Raw genomic sequence first — 19,414 nt, 5'->3', positions numbered from 1 at the left:
ATATATGAAAACTTTACTAAAACGATTTTTGTTAATAGCCTTTTTCATTACACCGATTGTTTTATTAATCAATTACTCTTTTATTTCAAAAGCAAAAGACAAACCCGATTTGCAAAACAAATCTAGTAAAACCGCTTCAAAAAGCGAAAAGAAAATAGAAGACCAAGAAATCACACTCACCTTCTCTGGTGATACAATGTTCGATTGGCAATTACGTCCTATAATCGAAAAGAATGGGGCTGATTACCCATTCCAACATGTAAAAGAAGAAATAAAAAAAGCTGATATTTCTTTTGTAAATTTAGAGTCGGCATTTACAACGAAAGAAAAGAAAGCACCTGGGCAACTGTTTTGGATTAAAAGTGATCCATCTACACTACAAGCTATTAAAAACACTGGATATGACATCGTAAATATTGGGAATAACCACACACTTGATTATGGGCAAGATGGATTATTAGATACGATTTCTCACGTAGAAAAATTAAAGTTCCCTTACATTGGAGCCGGAAAAAATGCGAAAGATGCATATACAGCACGAGAAATGACCGTAAAAGGGAAAAAGTTTAAATTTCTTTCCTTCGTTCGATTTATGCCTGATTCTAATTGGGTAGCTGGTGAGAATAAACCTGGCGTTGCGAATGGCTATGATTTAAATCTTGTAACAAAAACAATTAAAGAACAAAAACAAGATGCAGACTATTTAATCGTCTATATGCATTGGGGCGTTGAAAAATCAAATCGTCCGGTAGAATACCAAAAGCAATATGTACCTAAAATGGTTGAAGCAGGAGCTAACGCAATTGTCGGAAGCCATCCACATTGGTTACAAGGGTTTGAGTATTATAATAAAGTTCCTATCGCTTACTCATTAGGTAACTTTTTATTCCCGAGTTATGTGAATGGGAAAAGCGCTGAAACTGGCGTATTAACTTTAACTTTTAAAGGAAAGGATGTCCAAATGTCATTCAATCCTTATATCATTCGCAACAACCAAGTTTCCCCTGTAAATGAGGGAGAAAAGAAAAAAGCTCTTCAATATTTACAAACAATTTCAACTGATGTAGAAATTGATGATACAGGGAAAATAAAAAACAAACGAAACTAGACAGCTCAAGATCTATTTCTCTGTAATATACTTTACAGAATAGGTGATAAACATGCTGAAAGACTTATTAGAAAATGTAAGTTTGTTAGAGAACGTTTATGAAATGTCTATAGCAGTTCTACTTTTATGTTCCTTTTATTCTGTGAGACTATTTAAAAAAATAAAGCGAGAGAGAAATCTTACTCCTTTTGAATTTACAATGTATGTAATCATTCGTATTGCGATACTCTTTTGGTTAGCTAGCTTTATTCTTCTTGAATTTAATGAGTACCTAGTTTAACTATAAAAAAGATAGAACAAGCACTATATTCCCTCGCTTGTATCTATCTTTTTTATTTACATTCTAACTCTTTCCTTCTATTAAATAAGCAAATCAAACAAAACAGGGTTTTTATTAAGTTCCATAAATTGAATATTATTTTCTTTAAAGCGAGTAATTAATTGCTCATAATCTTCTTTATGTTTTAATTCTACGCCGACTAATGCTGGACCATTTTCTTTATTATGTTTCTTAATATACTCAAAGCGCGTAATGTCATCTTCTGGTCCTAATCCTTTATCAAGAAATTCTCTTAGCGCACCTGAACGCTGCGGAAATTCAATGATAAAGTAATGTTTCAGTCCTTCATAAATGAGCGAACGCTCTTTCATTTCTTGCATTCTATCAATATCATTATTTCCACCACTTAGCGTACATACAACTGTTTTACCTTTTATTTCATCTCTATATAAATCAAGCGCTGCAATAGAGAGTGCACCAGCCGGTTCAGCTACAATCGCATTTTTCTTATACAGTTCTAAAATCGTCGTACAAACTTTCCCCTCTGGTACTAAAATAATATCGTCAATTACATCTTTACAAGTTTCAAATGTTAACTTTCCTACTTTTTTAACAGCTGCCCCATCAACAAAGCTATCTATTTTCTCCAATGCTACATTTTCATTTTGAAGAAAAGCCTCTTTCATAGATGCAGCTCCCATTGGCTCTACACCAATAACCTTTGTAGTAGGACTAACACCTTTTACATATGTACCAACTCCTGATGCTAATCCACCACCACCGATTGCTGTAAAGATATAATCAACCGGTTTCTCCATATCATGCATAATTTCAACTGCCACTGTCCCTTGACCAGCAACTACATACGGATCATCAAACGGATGAACAAATGTCATTCTATTTTCTTCACAATAACACTGTGCTTCTTGGAAAGAGCTATCGAATGTATCACCAACTAATACAATCTCTGCGAAATCACCACCGAAAAATTGTACTTGTGATACTTTTTGTTTCGGTGTTGTTGTGGGCATAAATATTTTTGACGGAATCTTCAATAAATTACACGTATAAGCAACTCCTTGCGCATGATTACCAGCACTTGCACAAACAACACCGTTTTGTAACTTTTCTTTCGGTAAACTTTGAATTAAATTGTACGCACCACGAATTTTGAAAGAGCGAATTAATTGTAAGTCTTCTCGTTTTACATAAACGTCACAATCATATTTCTCAGATAAAACTGTATCACGTTGTAACGGTGTTTTAATAACGATATCTTTCAGGCAATTATGCGCCATTAAGATATCTTCAATTTTCACTCTCTCCTTTACCTTTTGCACCATTATATATCATCCTTATCTCTTTTAAATTGGCTCAATCAAAATGTGGGATTTTCAGAACAGCCCCTGTATTCGCCGATGTTACCATTTGTGCATAACGTCCAAGCCAGCCAGTTTTTACTTTCGGTTCTGGTCGTTTCCATTCTTTTTTACGCTTTTCTAATTTTTCATCACTCACTCTTACTTCTAGTAAGCGTTCTTCAACATCAATACATACAATATCCCCTTGTTCAAGAAGTGCAATCGTTCCACCAGCTGCTGCTTCTGGTGAAATATGTCCTACTGAAATTCCACGTGAAGCTCCAGAGAAACGTCCATCCGTTAATAATGCAACCTCAGCACCTAATCCCATTCCAGCAATTGCTGATGTTGGGGCTAACATTTCTGGCATACCAGGGCCACCTCTTGGTCCTTCATAACGAATGACAACTACATCTCCTTTTTTCACTTTCCCAAGCATAATGCCAGCAAGTGCCTCATCTTGTGAATTAAAAATAACGCAAGGCCCTTCAAAACGCTTTACTTCTGTTGCACCGCTTTTAATAACCGCTCCATCTTTAGCAAGATTTCCTTTTAATATACGTAAGCCCCCCTCTTCACTATGAGGGTTTTCGAGAGAGTGAATAACCTCCTTATCTTTAATCTCTGCCTCAGCAATATTTTCTCTTAATGTTTGCCCAGTAGCAGTGATTCGATCAAGATGAAGTACTCCTTCTTTCCGGCTCATCTCTTTCAAAATTGCACTAATCCCGCCCGCACGATCAATATCTTCCATATGCCAATTTGAGGCTGGACTTACTTTACATAAATGAGGTACACGTCTTGAAACTGCATCAATACGGTTCATATCATAATCTAGTCCTGCCTCTTGTGCGAGTGCTAGCGTATGTAATACTGTATTCGTTGATCCACCCATCGCCATATCAAGTGCAAAAGCATCGTCAATTGCTTCTTCTGTTACAATATCACGCGGCTTAATATCTCTTTCAATTAAAATTTTCAATTTCTCTGCTGCTTGTTTAATTAACTCTTCACGTCTTGGATCAATTGCTAAAATACTCCCGTTACCAGGAAGAGCTAAACCTAACACTTCACATAAACAATTCATAGAGTTCGCGGTAAACATACCCGAACAAGAGCCACAAGATGGACAGCCATGATCTTCAATATCTTTTAATTCTTCTTCTGAAATTTTCCCAGATTGATAAGCTCCTACTCCTTCAAAAACGGAACTCAGATCAACAACTTCCCCTTTAGATGTTTTTCCTGCTGCCATCGGGCCGCCTGAAACAAACACAGTCGGAATATTAATACGTAGTGCAGCCATCATCATACCTGGTGTAATTTTGTCACAGTTTGGGATACAAATCATGCCGTCAAACCAGTGTGCATTTACAACCGTTTCTACTGAATCTGCAATAATTTCACGACTTGGAAGAGAATAACGCATACCGATATGTCCCATCGCAATACCATCGTCAACTCCAATTGTATTGAATTCGAATGGTACCATACCTGCCGCGCGAACTGCCTCTTTTACAAGTTTCCCAAACTCGTTCAAGTGTTTATGCCCTGGAATAATTTCAATAAAAGAATTACAAATCGCTATGAAAGGTTTATCAAAATCTTCATCTTTCAAACCAGTTGCTTTTAATAAACTACGGTGCGGTGCTTTATCAAAACCTTTTTTAATCATGTCACTTCTCATCTTGTCAAATCCCCTCTTACATATTTTTCATTTATACTCTCTTACTCTATTTCTTTACTAATTCTTTCGGTGCATGAATCCAGCTCATCATTTCACGAAGCTCTGCTCCCACTTTTTCTAATTGATGATTTTGTTCTGCTTTTTTCATTGCGTTATACGTCGGACGCCCTGCTTGATTTTCTAAAATCCATTTCTTCGCAAATTCACCTTGCTGAATTTCTGTCAGAACACGCTTCATTTCCTTCTTCGTTTCATCTGTAACAATTCTCGATCCTGTTACATAATCTCCAAACTCTGCCGTATCTGAAATAGAATGGCGCATAGTCGTTAATCCACCTTCGTACATTAAGTCAACAATTAGCTTTAATTCATGCAAACATTCAAAGTATGCAATTTCAGGACGATATCCACCTTCCGTTAACGTTTCGAACCCGGCCTTCACAAGTGCAGTTACCCCGCCGCAAAGTACAGCTTGCTCACCGAATAAATCCGTTTCGGTTTCTTCTTGGAATGTCGTTTCAATTACCCCCGCACGTGTACACCCTACACCTTTTGCATACGCCAGTGCTACATGTAGCGCTGTTCCCGTCGCATCTTGATGCACTGCGACTAATGCTGGAACACCATTTCCTTCTTGAAATACACGGCGAACGAGATGACCTGGACTTTTTGGCGCGACCATCGCTACATCTACGTAACTTGGCGGATTAATTTGTCCGAAGTGAATGTTAAATCCATGTGAGAAAAGTAACATTTGTCCTTCACGAAGATTCTCTTCTACCTCTGCTTTATACACATGAGCTTGCTGTTCATCTGGCAATAACATTTGTACAACTTGTGCGGTTCGAACCGCTTCTGAAACAGACATTACTTCAAATCCATCCGCTTTCGCTACTTCATACGACTTACCAGGACGAACACCAACTACAACCTCTACACCAGAATCACGTAAATTTTGTGCTTGCGCATGACCTTGTGATCCATAACCAACTACTGCAACAGTTTTTCCTTGTAATAACTCTACATTTGCATCTTTTTCATAATATGTTTTCATATTCCATACACTCCTTATAATTTATTTACTTGCAGAACATCAATTAATTTTTTCAACTGACTAACAAGTAATGTCGCTTCATTTTCAGTACAAACTGCTGTGAGTTTCATTTCAGAAACACCACTAGTATCTCTTTCTTTTAAATGTAAAGAAGAAATATAATAACCACGCCGAGCAAAAATCCCACTTATACGTAATAAGACGCTTGGCTCGTTATGAATAACGAGTGAAAAAGTATGACTCATTCTTCCCACCTCTTCATAATCATTTCGTTATTCCCTTTGTTTGGCGGAACCATCGGAAATACGTTTTCACCTTCTTCTACACAAAAATCAACTACGACAGGACCTTCGTGAGCAAATGCTTCTAACATCACTTGTTTTGCCTCGGTTGAATTTGTTGCTCTTAATCCCTTTACTCCATAAGCTTCTGCTACTTTCACAAAATCTGGTGATCCAATTTTTGATTCTGATAAACGATTTTCATAAAACATTTCTTGCCATTGCCTTACCATCCCTAAAAATTTGTTATTTATGATAAATACTTTTAAAGGGATGTTATTTTCAGCAATTGTTTGTAGTTCTTGAATGTTCATTTGAAAAGAAGCGTCACCTGCAATACAAATGACAAGTTCTTCTTTTTTAGCTAGCTGAGCACCAATTGCTGCTGGAAAACCAAACCCCATTGTTCCTAATCCTCCAGAGGTAAGGAACGTCCGAGGTTTTCTTGCTTTATAGAAGTGAGCAGCCCACATTTGATGCTGACCTACTTCTGTTGTGACAATCGCTTCACCATTCGTTAATTCACTTACTAAGTTGATCACATGCTGTGGTTTTAACTCAGATTCTTTTTGCTTATAAGAAAGTGGATATTCTTCTTTCCATGTCTTTACTTTCTGAAGCCATTCGTCTGTTTGTGTATAAATAGACATATGTAACAGCATGTGTAACGCTTTTTTTACATCACCAACAATCGGATGTTCTACAGTTACATTTTTATGAAACTCAGAAGAATCAATATCAATATGTACTTTTTTCGAGTTTGGAGAAAAAAGTTCTAATTTTCCTGTTACACGATCATCGAAGCGAACACCTAATGCAAGTAGTAAATCACATTCTGTTACCGCCATATTAGCAGCGTATGTCCCATGCATACCAAGCATCCCTAGAAACAATGGATCATCCGGTGGATATGCACCAAGTCCCATTAAAGTTGAAACGACTGGAATACGGTTCTCCCTTGCGAATTCGAAGAGTTCATCGGATCCACCTGAATGAATGACACCTCCTCCAATATAAAGAAGTGGACGCTTAGATTTTGAAATTGCTTTAGCCACCTCTCTAAGTTTCATGCTGTCTGGTACAAGTTCTGGTTTGTACCCCGGAATATCAACTTCTTCACTAAAGAAACTGGTGACTTTTGCATTTTGAACATCTTTTGGAATATCAATTAATACTGGTCCCGGGCGCCCGCTTTTGGCGATGTAAAAAGCTTCTTGCACAATTCGTGATACATGATTCACATCACGAACCTGGTAATTATGCTTCGTAACAGGTACTGTAATTCCGACAACATCCGCTTCTTGAAATCCATCTTTACCAATTAAAGGCGTTGCAACTTGCCCGGTAATGACAACTAAAGGAATCGAATCCATATAAGCGTCTGCTAAACCCGTAACTAAATTTGTCGCCCCTGGGCCAGAGGTAGCAAAGACTACCCCGACCTTTCCAGAAGCTCTCGCATATCCTTCAGCCGCATGAATGGCAGCTTGTTCATGACGAGTTAAAACATGTTTCAAACCACTTTCGTATAAAGCATCGTATATTGGCAAGATTGCTCCGCCCGGATAGCCGAAAATGGTCGTTACACCTAATCTCTTTAAACATTGAATCACATGTCCAGCGCCTGTCATTTCTTCATACTGTAATTTCTCATACGCTGTATACTGCTGCTTCATTTCCATTAACTCCTCTCCTTATTTACGCTAAGCTTTCCGTCAGCCCGGGAACACGTACTCCTCTTTCTCTCGTTAATTTTTTAAATTCTTCGGTCAATTGTTTCGTTACACTTCCTGGTTTCCCATCTCCAATTTCTCTGGAATCAACTTTTACAACTGGAATTAACTCCGCTGCTGTTCCTGTTAAAAATACTTCATCCGCTACATATACATCATGGCGAGTCAATGGTCTTTCCTCACACGGAATATTCAGTCGTTCACATAGCTCGATAACACTATTTCTCGTAATACCTTCTAATGCTCCTAAATAGGATGGCGGGGTTAGCACTTTTCCATCTTTCACAACGAAAACATTATCGCCAGAACCTTCACAAACATATCCTTGTTGATTTAACATAAGAGCCTCTAACACTCCTGCTTGTGCTGCTTCAATTTTTACAAGTACGTTATTTAAATAATTCATTGACTTAATACGTGGATCTAACGCATCTGGCGTATTACGTCTTGATGCAACAGATACAACGCTTAGCCCATTATCATAAAATTCTTGTGGGAATAACTTTAATTGTTCTGCAATGATAATTACGCTCGGCTTCACACAACTTCTCGGATCGAGCCCTAAGTCACCTTTTCCTCTTGAGACAATTAAGCGAATGTAAGCATCAGCGTATTCATTTTTTTGGAGTGTATGTAAAACTGCTTCTTCCATTTCTTCTACCGTCATTGGAATTGTTAGTAAAATAGATTTCGCTGATTCATATAATCGTTTCACATGTTCTTTTAAACAAAATACATTTCCTCCGTAACTACGAATCCCTTCAAATACACCGTCTCCGTATAAAAAACCATGATCATACACTGAAACAACTGCCTTTTCTTTTTCTACAAATTCCCCATTCATGTAAATATACTGGTTTCCCATCTCACATCGCTCCTCTTTTTTCTCTATTTTTTGCAATCTATTTCTACATCGATTGCTGAGATGAGTATTTTTAACAGAATATTCAGTATATAAACCTTAAAAATATACTCGTCTCAACAATCGATTACTTACATACTTGTAGCAATCCATTGCTGAGACGAGGGAATCGTGGTACCACTCAGCTTCCTTATACTTCTCACGAAATATAAGCTCTGCAAGTCCAATTAGACTTTTGTTTTTCTATCGGGAACAACCCCGCTACTTTTTACTAGTTTTCAAAAGTAGTGCTCCAAGGTGATTTTCAATGAGTGAATTGTTACCACCCTCACAGCCTCGGGGCAGCTCTCTGAAACAATCTTTATCATTTACTCTCCTCTTCTACGCATTATCTTCTTCTATTTTTAAAAATAAAAACTCTCGCCTCAGCAATCAACTACTACAATTTAGTAGCTTTGATTGCTGAGGCGAGAGTTTCGCGTTACCACTCAGCTTCCTTATACTTCTCACGAAATATAAGCTTTGTAGGTCCAATCAGACCTCCGTCCTTTTACCGGAGACGATGCCGCCGCCCTCTACTCAGTTTCCCTTTCGCAAGCGATGCTCCGAGGTGATCTTCAATGATTCGATTGTTACTACCCTCACAGCCTTGGAGTAGCTCTCTGAAACGATCATAATCATCTACTTTCCTCTTCTTTGCATATACAACATATAAAGTTAGAAAATTCTTAATTAACTTTTATTTGTTACACGTATTATAGGACGTTGTTCTTTTCCTTGTCAACATGTTTTTCAAAAAAATCAAAATTCATTCTATTTATTTTTTCTCAAATTAAAATTGGAATGAATTACTTACATACACTCATATATTGCTTAAGTATGTTTGCACTACTACATAAAGAAAAATTTATGAGGAGATGAGGAAACTATGTTAAAAGGGAAAGTAGCGTTAGTTACAGGAGCAAGCCGAGGAATTGGACGAGCGATCGCTAAACGTTTAGCAAATGACGGTGCATTGGTTGCTGTTCATTACGGTAATCGAAAAGATGACGCTGAAGAAACTGTTCATGAAATTCAATCAAATGGTGGCCAAGCTTTTTCTATCGGCGCAAATTTAGAATCCTTACACGGTGTAGAAAACCTTTATAAAGCTTTAGATACTGAATTACAAAAGCGCACTGGTGAAACACAATTTGATATTTTAATAAACAATGCTGGCATTGGTCCTGGTGCTTTTATTGAAGAAACGACTGAACAATTTTTTGATAGAATGTTTTCAGTAAATGCAAAAGCACCATTCTTTATCATTCAACAAGCACTGCCACGTTTACGTGACAATAGCCGAATTATTAATATTTCATCCGCTGCCACCCGCATTTCTTTACCTGATTTTGTTGCATATAGTATGACGAAAGGCGCTATTAATACAATGACTTTTACGCTAGCAAAACAGCTTGGAGCACGAGGAATAACGGTGAATGCAATACTTCCAGGATTTATTAAAACAGATATGAATGCAGAACTCTTGAGCGACCCGATGATGAAGCAGTACGCTACTACTATTTCCGCTTTCAATCGCTTAGGTGAAGTAGAAGACATTGCCGATACTGCTGCATTCCTCGCTTCTCCAGACAGCCGCTGGGTTACTGGACAATTAATTGATGTGAGCGGAGGATCTTGTTTATAAAAAACATATATTTTCAAATCTTTTTTATTGCGCAATAAAACAATTTATATAATACTATATAAAACATATACATTTAGGAGGATTACAGCAATGTCCGAAAAAACATACGAACTCGCAACCTTCGCAGGCGGTTGCTTTTGGTGCATGGTAAAACCATTTGATGAACTTCCTGGTATTCATAAAGTACTTTCTGGCTATGCAGGAGGTCATGTAGAAAACCCAACATATGAACAAGTAAAAGCTGGAACATCTGGACATTTAGAAGTTGTTCAAATTACATTCGATCCTTCTATTTTTCCTTATCAGAAATTACTAGACTTATATTGGCCACAAATCGATCCAACTGATGATGGCGGACAATTTTTTGACCGTGGTCCATCTTATCGTACCGCTATTTTTTATCATAACGAAACACAAAAAGGGCTTGCTGAAAAATCAAAACAAGCTCTTACAGAAAGCGGTATGTTTAAAGATCCAATCGTGACTGAAATTCGTCCTGCTGCACCTTTTTACGCAGCAGAGGAATACCACCAACATTTCTATAAAAAGAATCCAGAGAAATATGCTACTGAGCAAAAGGAATCTGGTCGTGAAGACTTTATTAAAGAAAATTGGCAAAAAAAATAATAAAAACGCATCGTGCTTTTTTAATACGATGCGTTTTTATTTTTGATAAAAGTACCATACAATGATGAGAACAACCGCTGTTAATGCCCAAAGCGCTACTTCATTTTTCACTCTACTCTTTTTCTTAGTCATTTCATCTCCTCCTAATAGCAATACAACGTATTCAAGATTTCCTCTGTTTCATTGTCCACCTTATATACATAAATACATCCTTACCAATCCTTATAACAAGACCACCAATAATTCCGATTGCAATTGAAATTACTAACATCTGTCCAAAGCTAAAAGAATTTGTGTACGTTATGTAGAGAACGATACATATAAGTAAAACATCCGGTAAAGAAAGCAAAAACTTTTTAAGCATTTCTTTATCTCCTCTATACTTTATTTATATCTTCTACTGTAATTTTGAAATATAGTTTGTTCAAAAATTCCATTTAGACCCTCATTTTATGAAAAATAATAAGAATCCCTTTTCAAAAGAGATTCTTATTCAGTAGATTTAAGTTTAATTATTTTCTACATATCCTATTCCATAATTACTCCTAAAATAGAATAATATTACTAATCATTTATTGTAAATTGACTATTTGCCAGGCAACCGAATGTCGCGCCAGCTACCTACATCGCATTGGCCAAATTCATTATTACCTACCGCGATCACCGTGCCGTCTGATTTTAGTCCGACTGTATGTGCACAACCAGCCGCTATCGCTACAATATCTCTCCAATCACTTACGTTACATTGACCATACTCATTCCAACCCACTGCCACCACGGTACCGTTTGATTTAAGTCCGATTGTATGATTCGTACCAGCCGCTATTGCTACAATATCTCGCCAGCCACTTACATCACACTGGTTATGTTTATCATTCCCCACTGCTGTTACCGTACCGTCTCGTTTAAGACCAACAGTATGAAGATACCCAGCCTTGACCGCTACAATACCTCGCCAGCTACTTACATTGCATTGACCATATCGATTATTCCCCACAGTCGTCAATGTGCCGTCCAATTTAAGACCGACTGTATGCCAGTCACCCGCTGTGACTGCCACAATACCTTGCCAACTGCTTACATTGCATTCTCCTTCTTTATTTCGGCCCACCGCTACTACCGTGCCATCCGATTTCAGGCCAATAGTACGACGCCACCCTGCCGCAACCGCTACAATATTATGCCAATCGTTTACATCACATTGTTCATGCTTATTCCAACCCACTGCTACCGCAGTACTGTCACATGTAAGACCGATTGTATGAGCATTACCCGTGTTCGTTGCCATATGAACATTGCCCACTGCGACTGCTTCAATATCTCGCCAGCCACTTACATTACATTCCCCTTCTTTATTCCGGCCCACCGCTACTACCGTGCCATCCGATTTCAGGCCAACTGTATGACAACGCCCCGCCGCTATCATATCTTTGGGCCATCGCTTCACTTTTTCTTTCGATAAAAGGTAATCCATGTTTTACCTCCTTGCATATAAGCAACTGTATCATAATAGATATTTTTATCAAATTTCATTATAAATCTACATTTATAAAGAAAGCTTATTTTACTTCTTCAAAAAATAAAAACCTCCAGTTTAAATACTAGAGGTTTTCTCGTTATTTCTTCAAGCGTTCAATAAAATCGTTCAATTTATCTAGCGATTTCATATTCTGATTGCAAGCTACACCATCTTTGCAAATGTAGTTTCCCTTTTTAACGAAAGTTCCTGGTACATCGCCTTTAATTTCAACTAAAAACATTCCTACTTCTTCATGTCCATGACATAACGAACAAATGCTTTTTTTATTTAAACTTTGGAACGTTCCTTGCAGACCAACAAATTTATTTTTATCATTTTTCGCTATAATAAATTTCCTGCTTGACCCCTTATCAATCCAGCTTAAATAAGATATTTCTTTCATATCCATTTCTTCCATATCAGGAAGTTTTAACTTTTTCGCTTTAGGAAATAATTTTTTTAATGTTTGTGCTGTAACTTCTTGAAACGGAATTACATACGGATTTATTTTCATTAAAAATGATTCTGCATCTTCTCTATTTTGAACTGTTAATACCGTATCAATTAACTCTTTCTGTTCATCCGTTAAATTCTCAAATACATGTATTATCTTTTCAATCGCAAGCGATTTTAACGCCTGAATTACACCTCTATCATTTGCCGTTGCATGCCCGTTTGCTAAAATATAAGCTTGTGATTTTATAAAATTATATTGATCACTTCTAATAAACGCTTCCATCTTTATCACTCCATACAAATTGTTGATCTAGTTTTATTGTATACAATGATTACGTTTTTTGATATGTAAAAGATAACTTAGAAACAAACATTACATATATCACTTATTCTCTACCGCTGCATTTCCTGACAAAAGAAGCCATCATCTGTTTTCCATTCCGCATATAATACGTCTTCAAATTTAGTAATTCCTTTTTGCTTTATTTGTTTATAAAGCCATCCTTCATCAAATCCCGCTTCCCTCAAATTATCCTTAACTATTTTTCCATCACTAATTAATGAAATTGGTAAGTATACAGGCTTATGTTTTAAACTTAAATCATTTATAGTAGGAGATTCGTATTTACTTTTTTTCAGAACGCTTATGTTTCCGTTCGGTTCCAATATCATATATTCAACTTCTCGGATTGAAAATATATCTTTTTGTTGCCTAAGCATTTGTTGTAATTGGTTTATATCCAAATGATTTACGCTTAATTGTTCACGATCAATCTTTCCGTTACGAATAATAATTGAAGGATACCCTTCAAAAAACCTTCTTGTTCCTCTTACTTTTTGTGTTATCACTTCTATAGTATAAATTAAAATTACCCAAACAAATACTGAATATAAAATAGACCATACTTTAATTTTAGGATCATATATTGAATTTCCAACGAGCTCACCTAGGACGATTGCAGAAATAAAATCAAATGGCGTTAGCTGAGATATTTGTGTTTTCCCTAATATTTTTGTAGCAATTAATAGAACAAAAAAACCAACTAAAAGCTCTATCGTTATTTGTCCAATATGATTCATATATGTTCACCTTTCTACTTTTCAAGTGCTCTGTATACCATTTAATAAAAAAACGGCACATTTTTTCTATTATCATGCCCGTTCACACCTCATATATCCAATACACATAAAACAAAAAGAGTCTGATTCAAAGTAATATATGAATCAGACTCTTTTCCTCTTATTTAGAATACACAATCTTTTTAATCGTTTCCCCAGAAAGAAAATATTCTTCTGCAAGTTGATGAATAGCAATCCCACTTTTAAACGCTTCTTTAATTGCTTTATTTCTTTCATCTAGTTGTTTTCTTCCGCCAGATCGTGTACCCCATTTATAATGTTTCGTTTCTTGTTTCGGAATGTAAATTGTTTCACCTTGTATATACTTTTGAATTTCAGTAATTAAACTCTCTGGTAAAACAGCATTAGCTTTTACGTATTTCATTTCTGCTCGCCCCTTATTTTTTATGCTTCATTTCAATAAGGTGCAAAGCCAAATATAAAAAATGATACGAGCTCATATAGGCGATTGTATATTACTTGTCTACCTCACGCAAAGTATCGCCATTTCCATACTTGGCTTTGCATGAGACGTTGCAGTGTCTGGCAATTGAATTATAATCGCCATATAAACACCTCCTAATATACCTTTTGCATTTTATTATATGATAAATTCCTTCTCCTTGCATCCACACCCTTCTTAAAGCACGAAATTACTTAGTTTGATATAATACTTTTTAACTGAATTAAAAATCATTGTGAGGTTACATTATGAAGAAAAAAATTATCATTACAATCGTTACACTATTCTTTATTATCACGGCATTATTCGGAACATACAAATTGATGAACGCAAGAAGCTTTCAATTATTTGGAGATTTAACACAACGCGTAGAAACAAATGAAAAAGTGATTGCTTTAACTTTTGATGATGGCCCTACTAACAATGTAAAACAAATATTACCGCTACTAGATAAATACAACGCTAAAGCTACTTTCTTTTTAATTGGAAATGAATTAGAGCAAAATTTATCGTTAGGAGAAGCTATCGCGCAATCTGGGCACCAACTTGGAAACCATACATATTCTCATAATAGAATGGTTTTCAAAACACCTTCTTTTATTAAAGATGAAATAGAAAAAACGAATTCATTAATCCGCCAAACAGGATTTACAGACGAAATTGATTTTAGGCCCCCTAACGGTAAGAAGTTAATAGGGCTGCCATATTATTTAAATAAAAACAATATCGAAACAATCACATGGGATCTTGAGCCCGATACTTTTTATAAATCTGCGGCTGATAAAATTAAATACGTTAATAAAAATGTAAAACCAGGTTCTATCATTTTACTGCACTCTATGTATGATGAGTCTAATGAAAATTTACAAACGATTGAAGGTATTTTAGATTCTTTATCTAAGAAGGGCTATCAGTTCGTAACAGTAAATGAATTGCAAAAAAGAGCAAAATAAAAAGGTAGCGTATCTTTGTATGATACGCTACCTTTCTTTTTATATAATGCCAAGTACATTTAAGAATACGATAATAATCGCAATTGGTGCGATATAACGAAGTAAGAATAACCATAATACGAATAGTTTATAACCTTTATTTTTACTTACACCTAGCTCTTTCATTAATACATCTTTCTTCATTTTTAAAGGAACAAAGATAGAAACTAATAATACACCAAGTGGCATTAATACGTTACTTACTGCATAGTCCGCTAAATCAAAGACTGTCTTCCCGAAAATCTTCAGATCACTTAATATACCGAATGATAATGCTGATGGTACCCCAACAACGAAGATTAATAACCCTACAATTAAGGCCATTTTTTCACGTTTCCCTTTACCTTTTGATGTTAACGATGCAACACTAATTTCTAACATCGAAATTGCTGATGTAATCGTAGCGAAGAAGAATAGTAATAAGAAAACAATGAAGAATAATTTTCCGAACGCCATTTTACTGAAAATAGCTGGCAACACGATAAATAATAGTCCCGGCCCTTGAGATGGTTCCATTCCAAATGCGAACACAACTGGGAAAATTGCAAGTCCTGCAAGTAATGTAATAACAAGAGTTAAGGCTACGATAGAAAATGCTGAACGTGGTAAGCTTTCTTCTTTCGGTAAGTACGAGCTATACGTTACCATAACGGCTACCCCGACAGATAATGAGAAGAACGATTGCCCCATTGCGTATAATATAACTTCTGATGTTACATGTGAGAAATCAGGTTGTAAGAAGAAACGAACGCCTTCTCCAGCACCATCTAATGTAAGTGCACGAACGATTAATACAAAGAATAAAACGAATAATGCTGGCATGAAATATTTATTTACTTTTTCAACACCATTTTGTACACCTTTACTTACGATGAAAATAGTAATAAGGATGAATAATAGCTGTGATCCAACTGCTAAATATGGATTGGAAATGATTTCACCAAACGTAGCTTCGTATGCTCCATTTCCTTCCCATAGTCTACCTGTAATTGCATTCCATAAATATAATAAAATCCAGCCTCCTACAACACTGTAGAAAGAAAGTAATATGAAACATGTTACAATTCCTAATTTACCTAACCAAGGCCATAACGTTTTAGGAGCAATCTCTCTATATGCATCGACAGCCTCTTTTTGTGTACTTCTTCCAATAACAAATTCAGCTAATAATAGCGGTAAACCAATTAATAATGTGAAACCGATGAAAATTAGGAAGAACGCTCCGCCTCCTCCAATGCCGGCCATATATGGGAATTTCCAAATCGCCCCAAGACCAATTGCCGAACCTGCTGCAGCTAATACGAAACCTAATTTCGATGTCCATTGCTGTGAATTCATTTGTTAATCTCCTCTCTATCTCTTTTTCTTTGTTACAATTCGGTATTTATATTGTTCTATCAATACTCTTTTCTAATACGTTCACTTCCTCCCTAATAAAAAAACGTCCCTACGTAAATACGTAGGGACGACAAAAATATCGCGGTACCACCCTAGTTGTGAAGAACACTAAGAAACCACCTAAATAAAAACGCCCCTACGCAAAAACGTAGGGACGATAAAATATCGCGGTACCACCCTAGTTATGAAGACACACCAAAGTTAGGACCTAAATAAAAAACGTCCCTACGTAAATACGTAGGGACGATAAATATCGCGGTACCACCCTAGTTGTGAAAAAATCTTCACCACTTTATTTGATAACGGTATAAACTACCGTCTTTCATTTCCTCATAATGCGAGATTTATGAAAGATGCTCCAGGACGAACTTCATGAATAATCTATATACTGATTCACACCAACCATCAGCTCTCTGAAATAGGGAGATATTCACTACTATACCCTTTCATTGCCCAAATATTATTTTCCGAATTGATTACTATCATTTTTATCACACATTAAAAATAGTGTCAACTTATATTTTGAATTTTTATGTATTACAATCTATTTCAAAATTCGAAATATAAGTTTTTAGTTTAGAAAACAAGTGGATTAGTACATAACGAATTCTAACAGGCAATAGAAAAAGAATTACGTATTATTGATACTTATTCAATAATACAAATCATCTAGAAACATAACCTGTCTCTCTGTATTAATTTTTTAAGAGTTTGATGGATACCAAGAAAATTTCGCATCACTATCCAGTGGTCTATTTTTCGTTTCTTCTTTAATTACACGAAACCATTCATTTAGAATTTGAGTTTTGGGCAATTGAGCAGCAAGGTTATCTTCCCAAATTATATGTGAAAACCAGGCTTTCGTTTCCCATTCAAACTGCAATTGCGCAAACGAAATTATAGGGTGATCAGCTTCATGAAATTGCTCATTTACTGCATTTGAAACTTCTGGAGCTTGCGGTAACAACTCGTTCTGAATTCTATTTCTTATCGTCTCATTTTCTAGCTGATCCCAGAAATACAATTGCCCATTTATTTGATAGAAAATATCAAATGAAGCCTCACCTTTCTTCAAATTCAATAATACGAAGGCACGTTCCACATCATTGTCAGCCGCCTTTACAGCATTAACAATTATATTTTGTGCCATTGATACCCAGTAACTAGTCGCTTCCTCTACCGGTGATTCAACATACAATTCTTCACTTAATTCATGAAGAGTGGCTTCTTGCTCATTTACTTTTTCAACTTTTTTAAAAAACCTATTAAAAAAACCCATAACTTCCCCTTTATTACTGTTTTCTATTTCACAAAATAAAAAATCGATTTTTCTTGCTCATCCACATTTACTCCTGGCGCGTATGTATGAACTTGTTGCAACACTTCTTCTATTAGCAACTCTAACTCCTGCACACTATTTTCTGGACTCCCTATTAATGTGTCCGCCATACGTTCATATAAATTTTCAGGTTTAATAGTCATTCGTTCCACATTATAAGGCATCCATTTAAACGCTGGATGATGTACATACATTTTATTCAAACCAAATAAAACACCGAATACGTTCCTTTGTACTTCGCAAATAACATCATAAAGCATAAGCCAATCTTTCCGTTTTAAAAGCGCCTTTCGATTGTGCCAACGATTACTTAACCATAGATTTTCTGAAATCATTCGTTTTACTAGTTCATCTGGATATACCACTACTCTATCTTTTAATTCATTCACTTTCTCTTCTCCATACAAACTAACACCATCATGAACGGATGATACAATACATTGTTTTTCATAACTTATATCATATTGATCCACCACATCCGAAATCACTTTCTCTACTGTCTCTGTTAAAAAGTTACTAATCTCTAATTTAATTCCCTCTTTCGTTAAATACGTTTCCGACCATTCTTCTTCCTCATACGGATAATACGATAATATTGTCCCATCAATATGATGAATAGGGGCCCTACGATCCTCATCTTCTGGCGGTGTTGACCATAAAATATGTAATTCTATATCTGAATGTTCATCTTCAAGCTTTCTAGCTACTGAACCCGCTAAAATAATGGCTTCTACTTTCGGATTTTGCCTATAGATCTCTGACATCTCTATTGCTTTCTCTTTTAATCCCATTTCATTTCCCCCTAAAATTGCAGTAATCCCCTATACTTCATTTATCTATTTCGATATTACAGCTTGCATTACCTTTTCAAATTCCTACTACATCATAGTTCTATCCAAAAGCGCTGAATAACTTCACCAGTACGAGAAGAAACTATTTCATTTTCTAACACACCGCCAACCTTTTGAATCGTTTTAGCAGAACCAATATTGGATTTATCACAAGTTATTAATACTTTCTGCAATCCTAATTTTTGCGCTTCAGCTAATGCAAGTTGTAGTTGTTTCGTAGCGTAACCGTGGCGACGTTTATTTGGATGGACACTATATCCAATATGACCGCTTTCCCGTAATAATTCTGGATTTAATCTATGTCTAATATTCACAAAACCTATAAGTTCCTCTTTTTCAAAACTTAAAAACTGACTAGATGGCACTCGATTAGCTAGTAAATTTTCTCCTAGTTCTTGTTTACTCACTTTTTCAAACCATTCATCAAGAGAATCAAAGTTTTGTAAAGAACTACTTCCATGTGGTTGTTCCCCTGAGTGTAAAAACGCGTGTCTATACGCTGTAATATGCTCACTATATTCATGGGTTGGTTTTAATAGTTTCATTGTTCTTCTCCCCCTCTTCATTCCATAAAACAAACACCTTAATAGCAGCTAT

Annotated in this window: 20 protein-coding genes and 2 other annotated features; of the genes, 5 read left to right on the top strand and 15 right to left on the bottom strand. The window is 36.0% G+C overall.

Annotated features, from left to right (window positions below):
* The first annotated feature begins 4 nt into the window (after positions 1–4).
* A complete protein-coding gene (locus MHH27_RS09450) occupies positions 5–1,108 on the top strand; it encodes a CapA family protein (protein ID WP_000854539.1) in 1,104 nt (367 codons plus the stop codon).
* Between the two features lie 52 nt (positions 1,109–1,160).
* Positions 1,161–1,388 (top strand): hypothetical protein, encoded by a 228-nt coding sequence (locus tag MHH27_RS09445; RefSeq protein ID WP_090976155.1) that lies wholly within the window; start codon positions 1,161–1,163, stop codon positions 1,386–1,388.
* Between the two features lie 80 nt (positions 1,389–1,468).
* Here MHH27_RS09445 and ilvA read toward each other — a convergent pair whose 3' ends face one another.
* From ilvA to ilvE, 6 genes are read right to left on the bottom strand one after another with little or no spacing between them, the layout of a single operon-like run.
* The gene (gene ilvA, locus MHH27_RS09440; RefSeq protein WP_000250317.1) at positions 1,469–2,731 is read right to left on the bottom strand and encodes a threonine ammonia-lyase IlvA; all 1,263 of its coding nucleotides are present in this window, start codon (positions 2,729–2,731) and stop codon (positions 1,469–1,471) included.
* A gap of 31 nt (positions 2,732–2,762) precedes the next feature.
* Positions 2,763–4,436, bottom strand: coding sequence for a dihydroxy-acid dehydratase (ilvD, locus tag MHH27_RS09435; RefSeq protein WP_090976151.1), 1,674 nt, complete (start codon positions 4,434–4,436; stop codon positions 2,763–2,765).
* A gap of 46 nt (positions 4,437–4,482) precedes the next feature.
* Complete coding sequence (gene ilvC / locus MHH27_RS09430; protein ID WP_000861143.1) at positions 4,483–5,490, bottom strand: ketol-acid reductoisomerase; 1,008 nt, start codon at positions 5,488–5,490, stop codon at positions 4,483–4,485.
* 14 nt (positions 5,491–5,504) lie between these two features.
* A complete protein-coding gene (locus tag MHH27_RS09425) occupies positions 5,505–5,735 on the bottom strand; it encodes an ACT domain-containing protein (protein WP_000019909.1) in 231 nt (76 codons plus the stop codon).
* Positions 5,732–7,447 carry an acetolactate synthase large subunit gene (gene ilvB / locus MHH27_RS09420; RefSeq protein ID WP_044306984.1) on the bottom strand — a complete coding sequence of 572 codons (1,716 nt, stop codon included), beginning with the start codon at positions 7,445–7,447 and terminating at the stop codon, positions 5,732–5,734. The genes MHH27_RS09425 and ilvB overlap by 4 nt, the downstream gene beginning before the upstream one ends.
* 22 nt (positions 7,448–7,469) lie before the next feature.
* Positions 7,470–8,369, bottom strand: coding sequence for a branched-chain-amino-acid transaminase (gene ilvE, locus MHH27_RS09415; protein ID WP_044306975.1), 900 nt, complete (start codon positions 8,367–8,369; stop codon positions 7,470–7,472).
* Positions 8,370–8,519: 150 nt separating this feature from the next.
* Positions 8,520–8,759 (bottom strand) — a binding site (T-box leader).
* Between the two features lie 535 nt (positions 8,760–9,294).
* Here ilvE and MHH27_RS09410 point away from each other — a divergent pair.
* Positions 9,295–10,053, top strand: a complete 759-nt coding sequence (locus MHH27_RS09410) for an SDR family oxidoreductase (RefSeq protein ID WP_000911802.1) — start codon at positions 9,295–9,297, stop codon at positions 10,051–10,053.
* A gap of 90 nt (positions 10,054–10,143) precedes the next feature.
* Positions 10,144–10,680: a peptide-methionine (S)-S-oxide reductase MsrA gene (msrA, locus tag MHH27_RS09405; RefSeq protein ID WP_001291887.1), complete on the top strand. Its 537-nt coding sequence runs from the start codon at positions 10,144–10,146 to the stop codon at positions 10,678–10,680.
* A 163-nt stretch (positions 10,681–10,843) separates the two neighbouring features.
* Here the strand turns inward: msrA and MHH27_RS09400 are convergent, their stop codons facing one another.
* From MHH27_RS09400 to MHH27_RS09380, 5 genes are all read right to left on the bottom strand, one after another.
* The gene (locus tag MHH27_RS09400; RefSeq protein WP_000913386.1) at positions 10,844–11,044 is read right to left on the bottom strand and encodes a hypothetical protein; all 201 of its coding nucleotides are present in this window, start codon (positions 11,042–11,044) and stop codon (positions 10,844–10,846) included.
* Between the two features lie 222 nt (positions 11,045–11,266).
* Positions 11,267–12,154, bottom strand: a complete 888-nt coding sequence (locus tag MHH27_RS09395; protein WP_044306973.1) for an RCC1 domain-containing protein — start codon at positions 12,152–12,154, stop codon at positions 11,267–11,269.
* Between the two features lie 142 nt (positions 12,155–12,296).
* Positions 12,297–12,938 carry a FusB/FusC family EF-G-binding protein gene (locus tag MHH27_RS09390; RefSeq protein ID WP_000387074.1) on the bottom strand — a complete coding sequence of 214 codons (642 nt, stop codon included), beginning with the start codon at positions 12,936–12,938 and terminating at the stop codon, positions 12,297–12,299.
* 110 nt (positions 12,939–13,048) lie between these two features.
* On the bottom strand, positions 13,049–13,735 hold the full coding sequence (locus MHH27_RS09385) for a DUF421 domain-containing protein (RefSeq protein WP_044306972.1): 687 nt from the start codon (positions 13,733–13,735) through the stop codon (positions 13,049–13,051).
* A gap of 160 nt (positions 13,736–13,895) precedes the next feature.
* On the bottom strand, positions 13,896–14,159 hold the full coding sequence (locus MHH27_RS09380) for a CD3324 family protein (protein ID WP_000878325.1): 264 nt from the start codon (positions 14,157–14,159) through the stop codon (positions 13,896–13,898).
* 326 nt (positions 14,160–14,485) lie between these two features.
* Here MHH27_RS09380 and MHH27_RS09375 point away from each other — a divergent pair, with 326 nt between their 5' ends.
* Positions 14,486–15,190, top strand: coding sequence for a polysaccharide deacetylase family protein (locus tag MHH27_RS09375; protein ID WP_000726858.1), 705 nt, complete (start codon positions 14,486–14,488; stop codon positions 15,188–15,190).
* A 39-nt stretch (positions 15,191–15,229) separates the two neighbouring features.
* On the opposite strand, the gene MHH27_RS09370 is transcribed toward MHH27_RS09375, so the two are convergent.
* The 4 genes from MHH27_RS09370 to MHH27_RS09355 form a co-directional block, all read right to left on the bottom strand.
* On the bottom strand, positions 15,230–16,567 hold the full coding sequence (locus MHH27_RS09370; protein ID WP_001088187.1) for a sodium-dependent transporter: 1,338 nt from the start codon (positions 16,565–16,567) through the stop codon (positions 15,230–15,232).
* A 296-nt stretch (positions 16,568–16,863) separates the two neighbouring features.
* Positions 16,864–17,086: a binding site (T-box leader), on the bottom strand.
* A gap of 244 nt (positions 17,087–17,330) precedes the next feature.
* Positions 17,331–17,906 (bottom strand): hypothetical protein, encoded by a 576-nt coding sequence (locus MHH27_RS09365; RefSeq protein WP_000505541.1) that lies wholly within the window; start codon positions 17,904–17,906, stop codon positions 17,331–17,333.
* Positions 17,907–17,929: 23 nt separating this feature from the next.
* Positions 17,930–18,757 (bottom strand): DUF4037 domain-containing protein, encoded by an 828-nt coding sequence (locus MHH27_RS09360; protein WP_074619196.1) that lies wholly within the window; start codon positions 18,755–18,757, stop codon positions 17,930–17,932.
* A gap of 92 nt (positions 18,758–18,849) precedes the next feature.
* Complete coding sequence (locus MHH27_RS09355; RefSeq protein WP_074619195.1) at positions 18,850–19,362, bottom strand: GNAT family N-acetyltransferase; 513 nt, start codon at positions 19,360–19,362, stop codon at positions 18,850–18,852.
* Positions 19,363–19,414 lie beyond the last annotated feature (52 nt).

It is taken from the genome of Bacillus sp. FSL L8-0152 (genome assembly GCF_038006365.1).
Lineage (GTDB): Bacteria > Bacillota > Bacilli > Bacillales > Bacillaceae_G > Bacillus_A > Bacillus_A cereus.
Note: the sequence above shows the minus strand (reverse complement) of the source record. Positions and strands in the feature narration are given on the sequence as shown.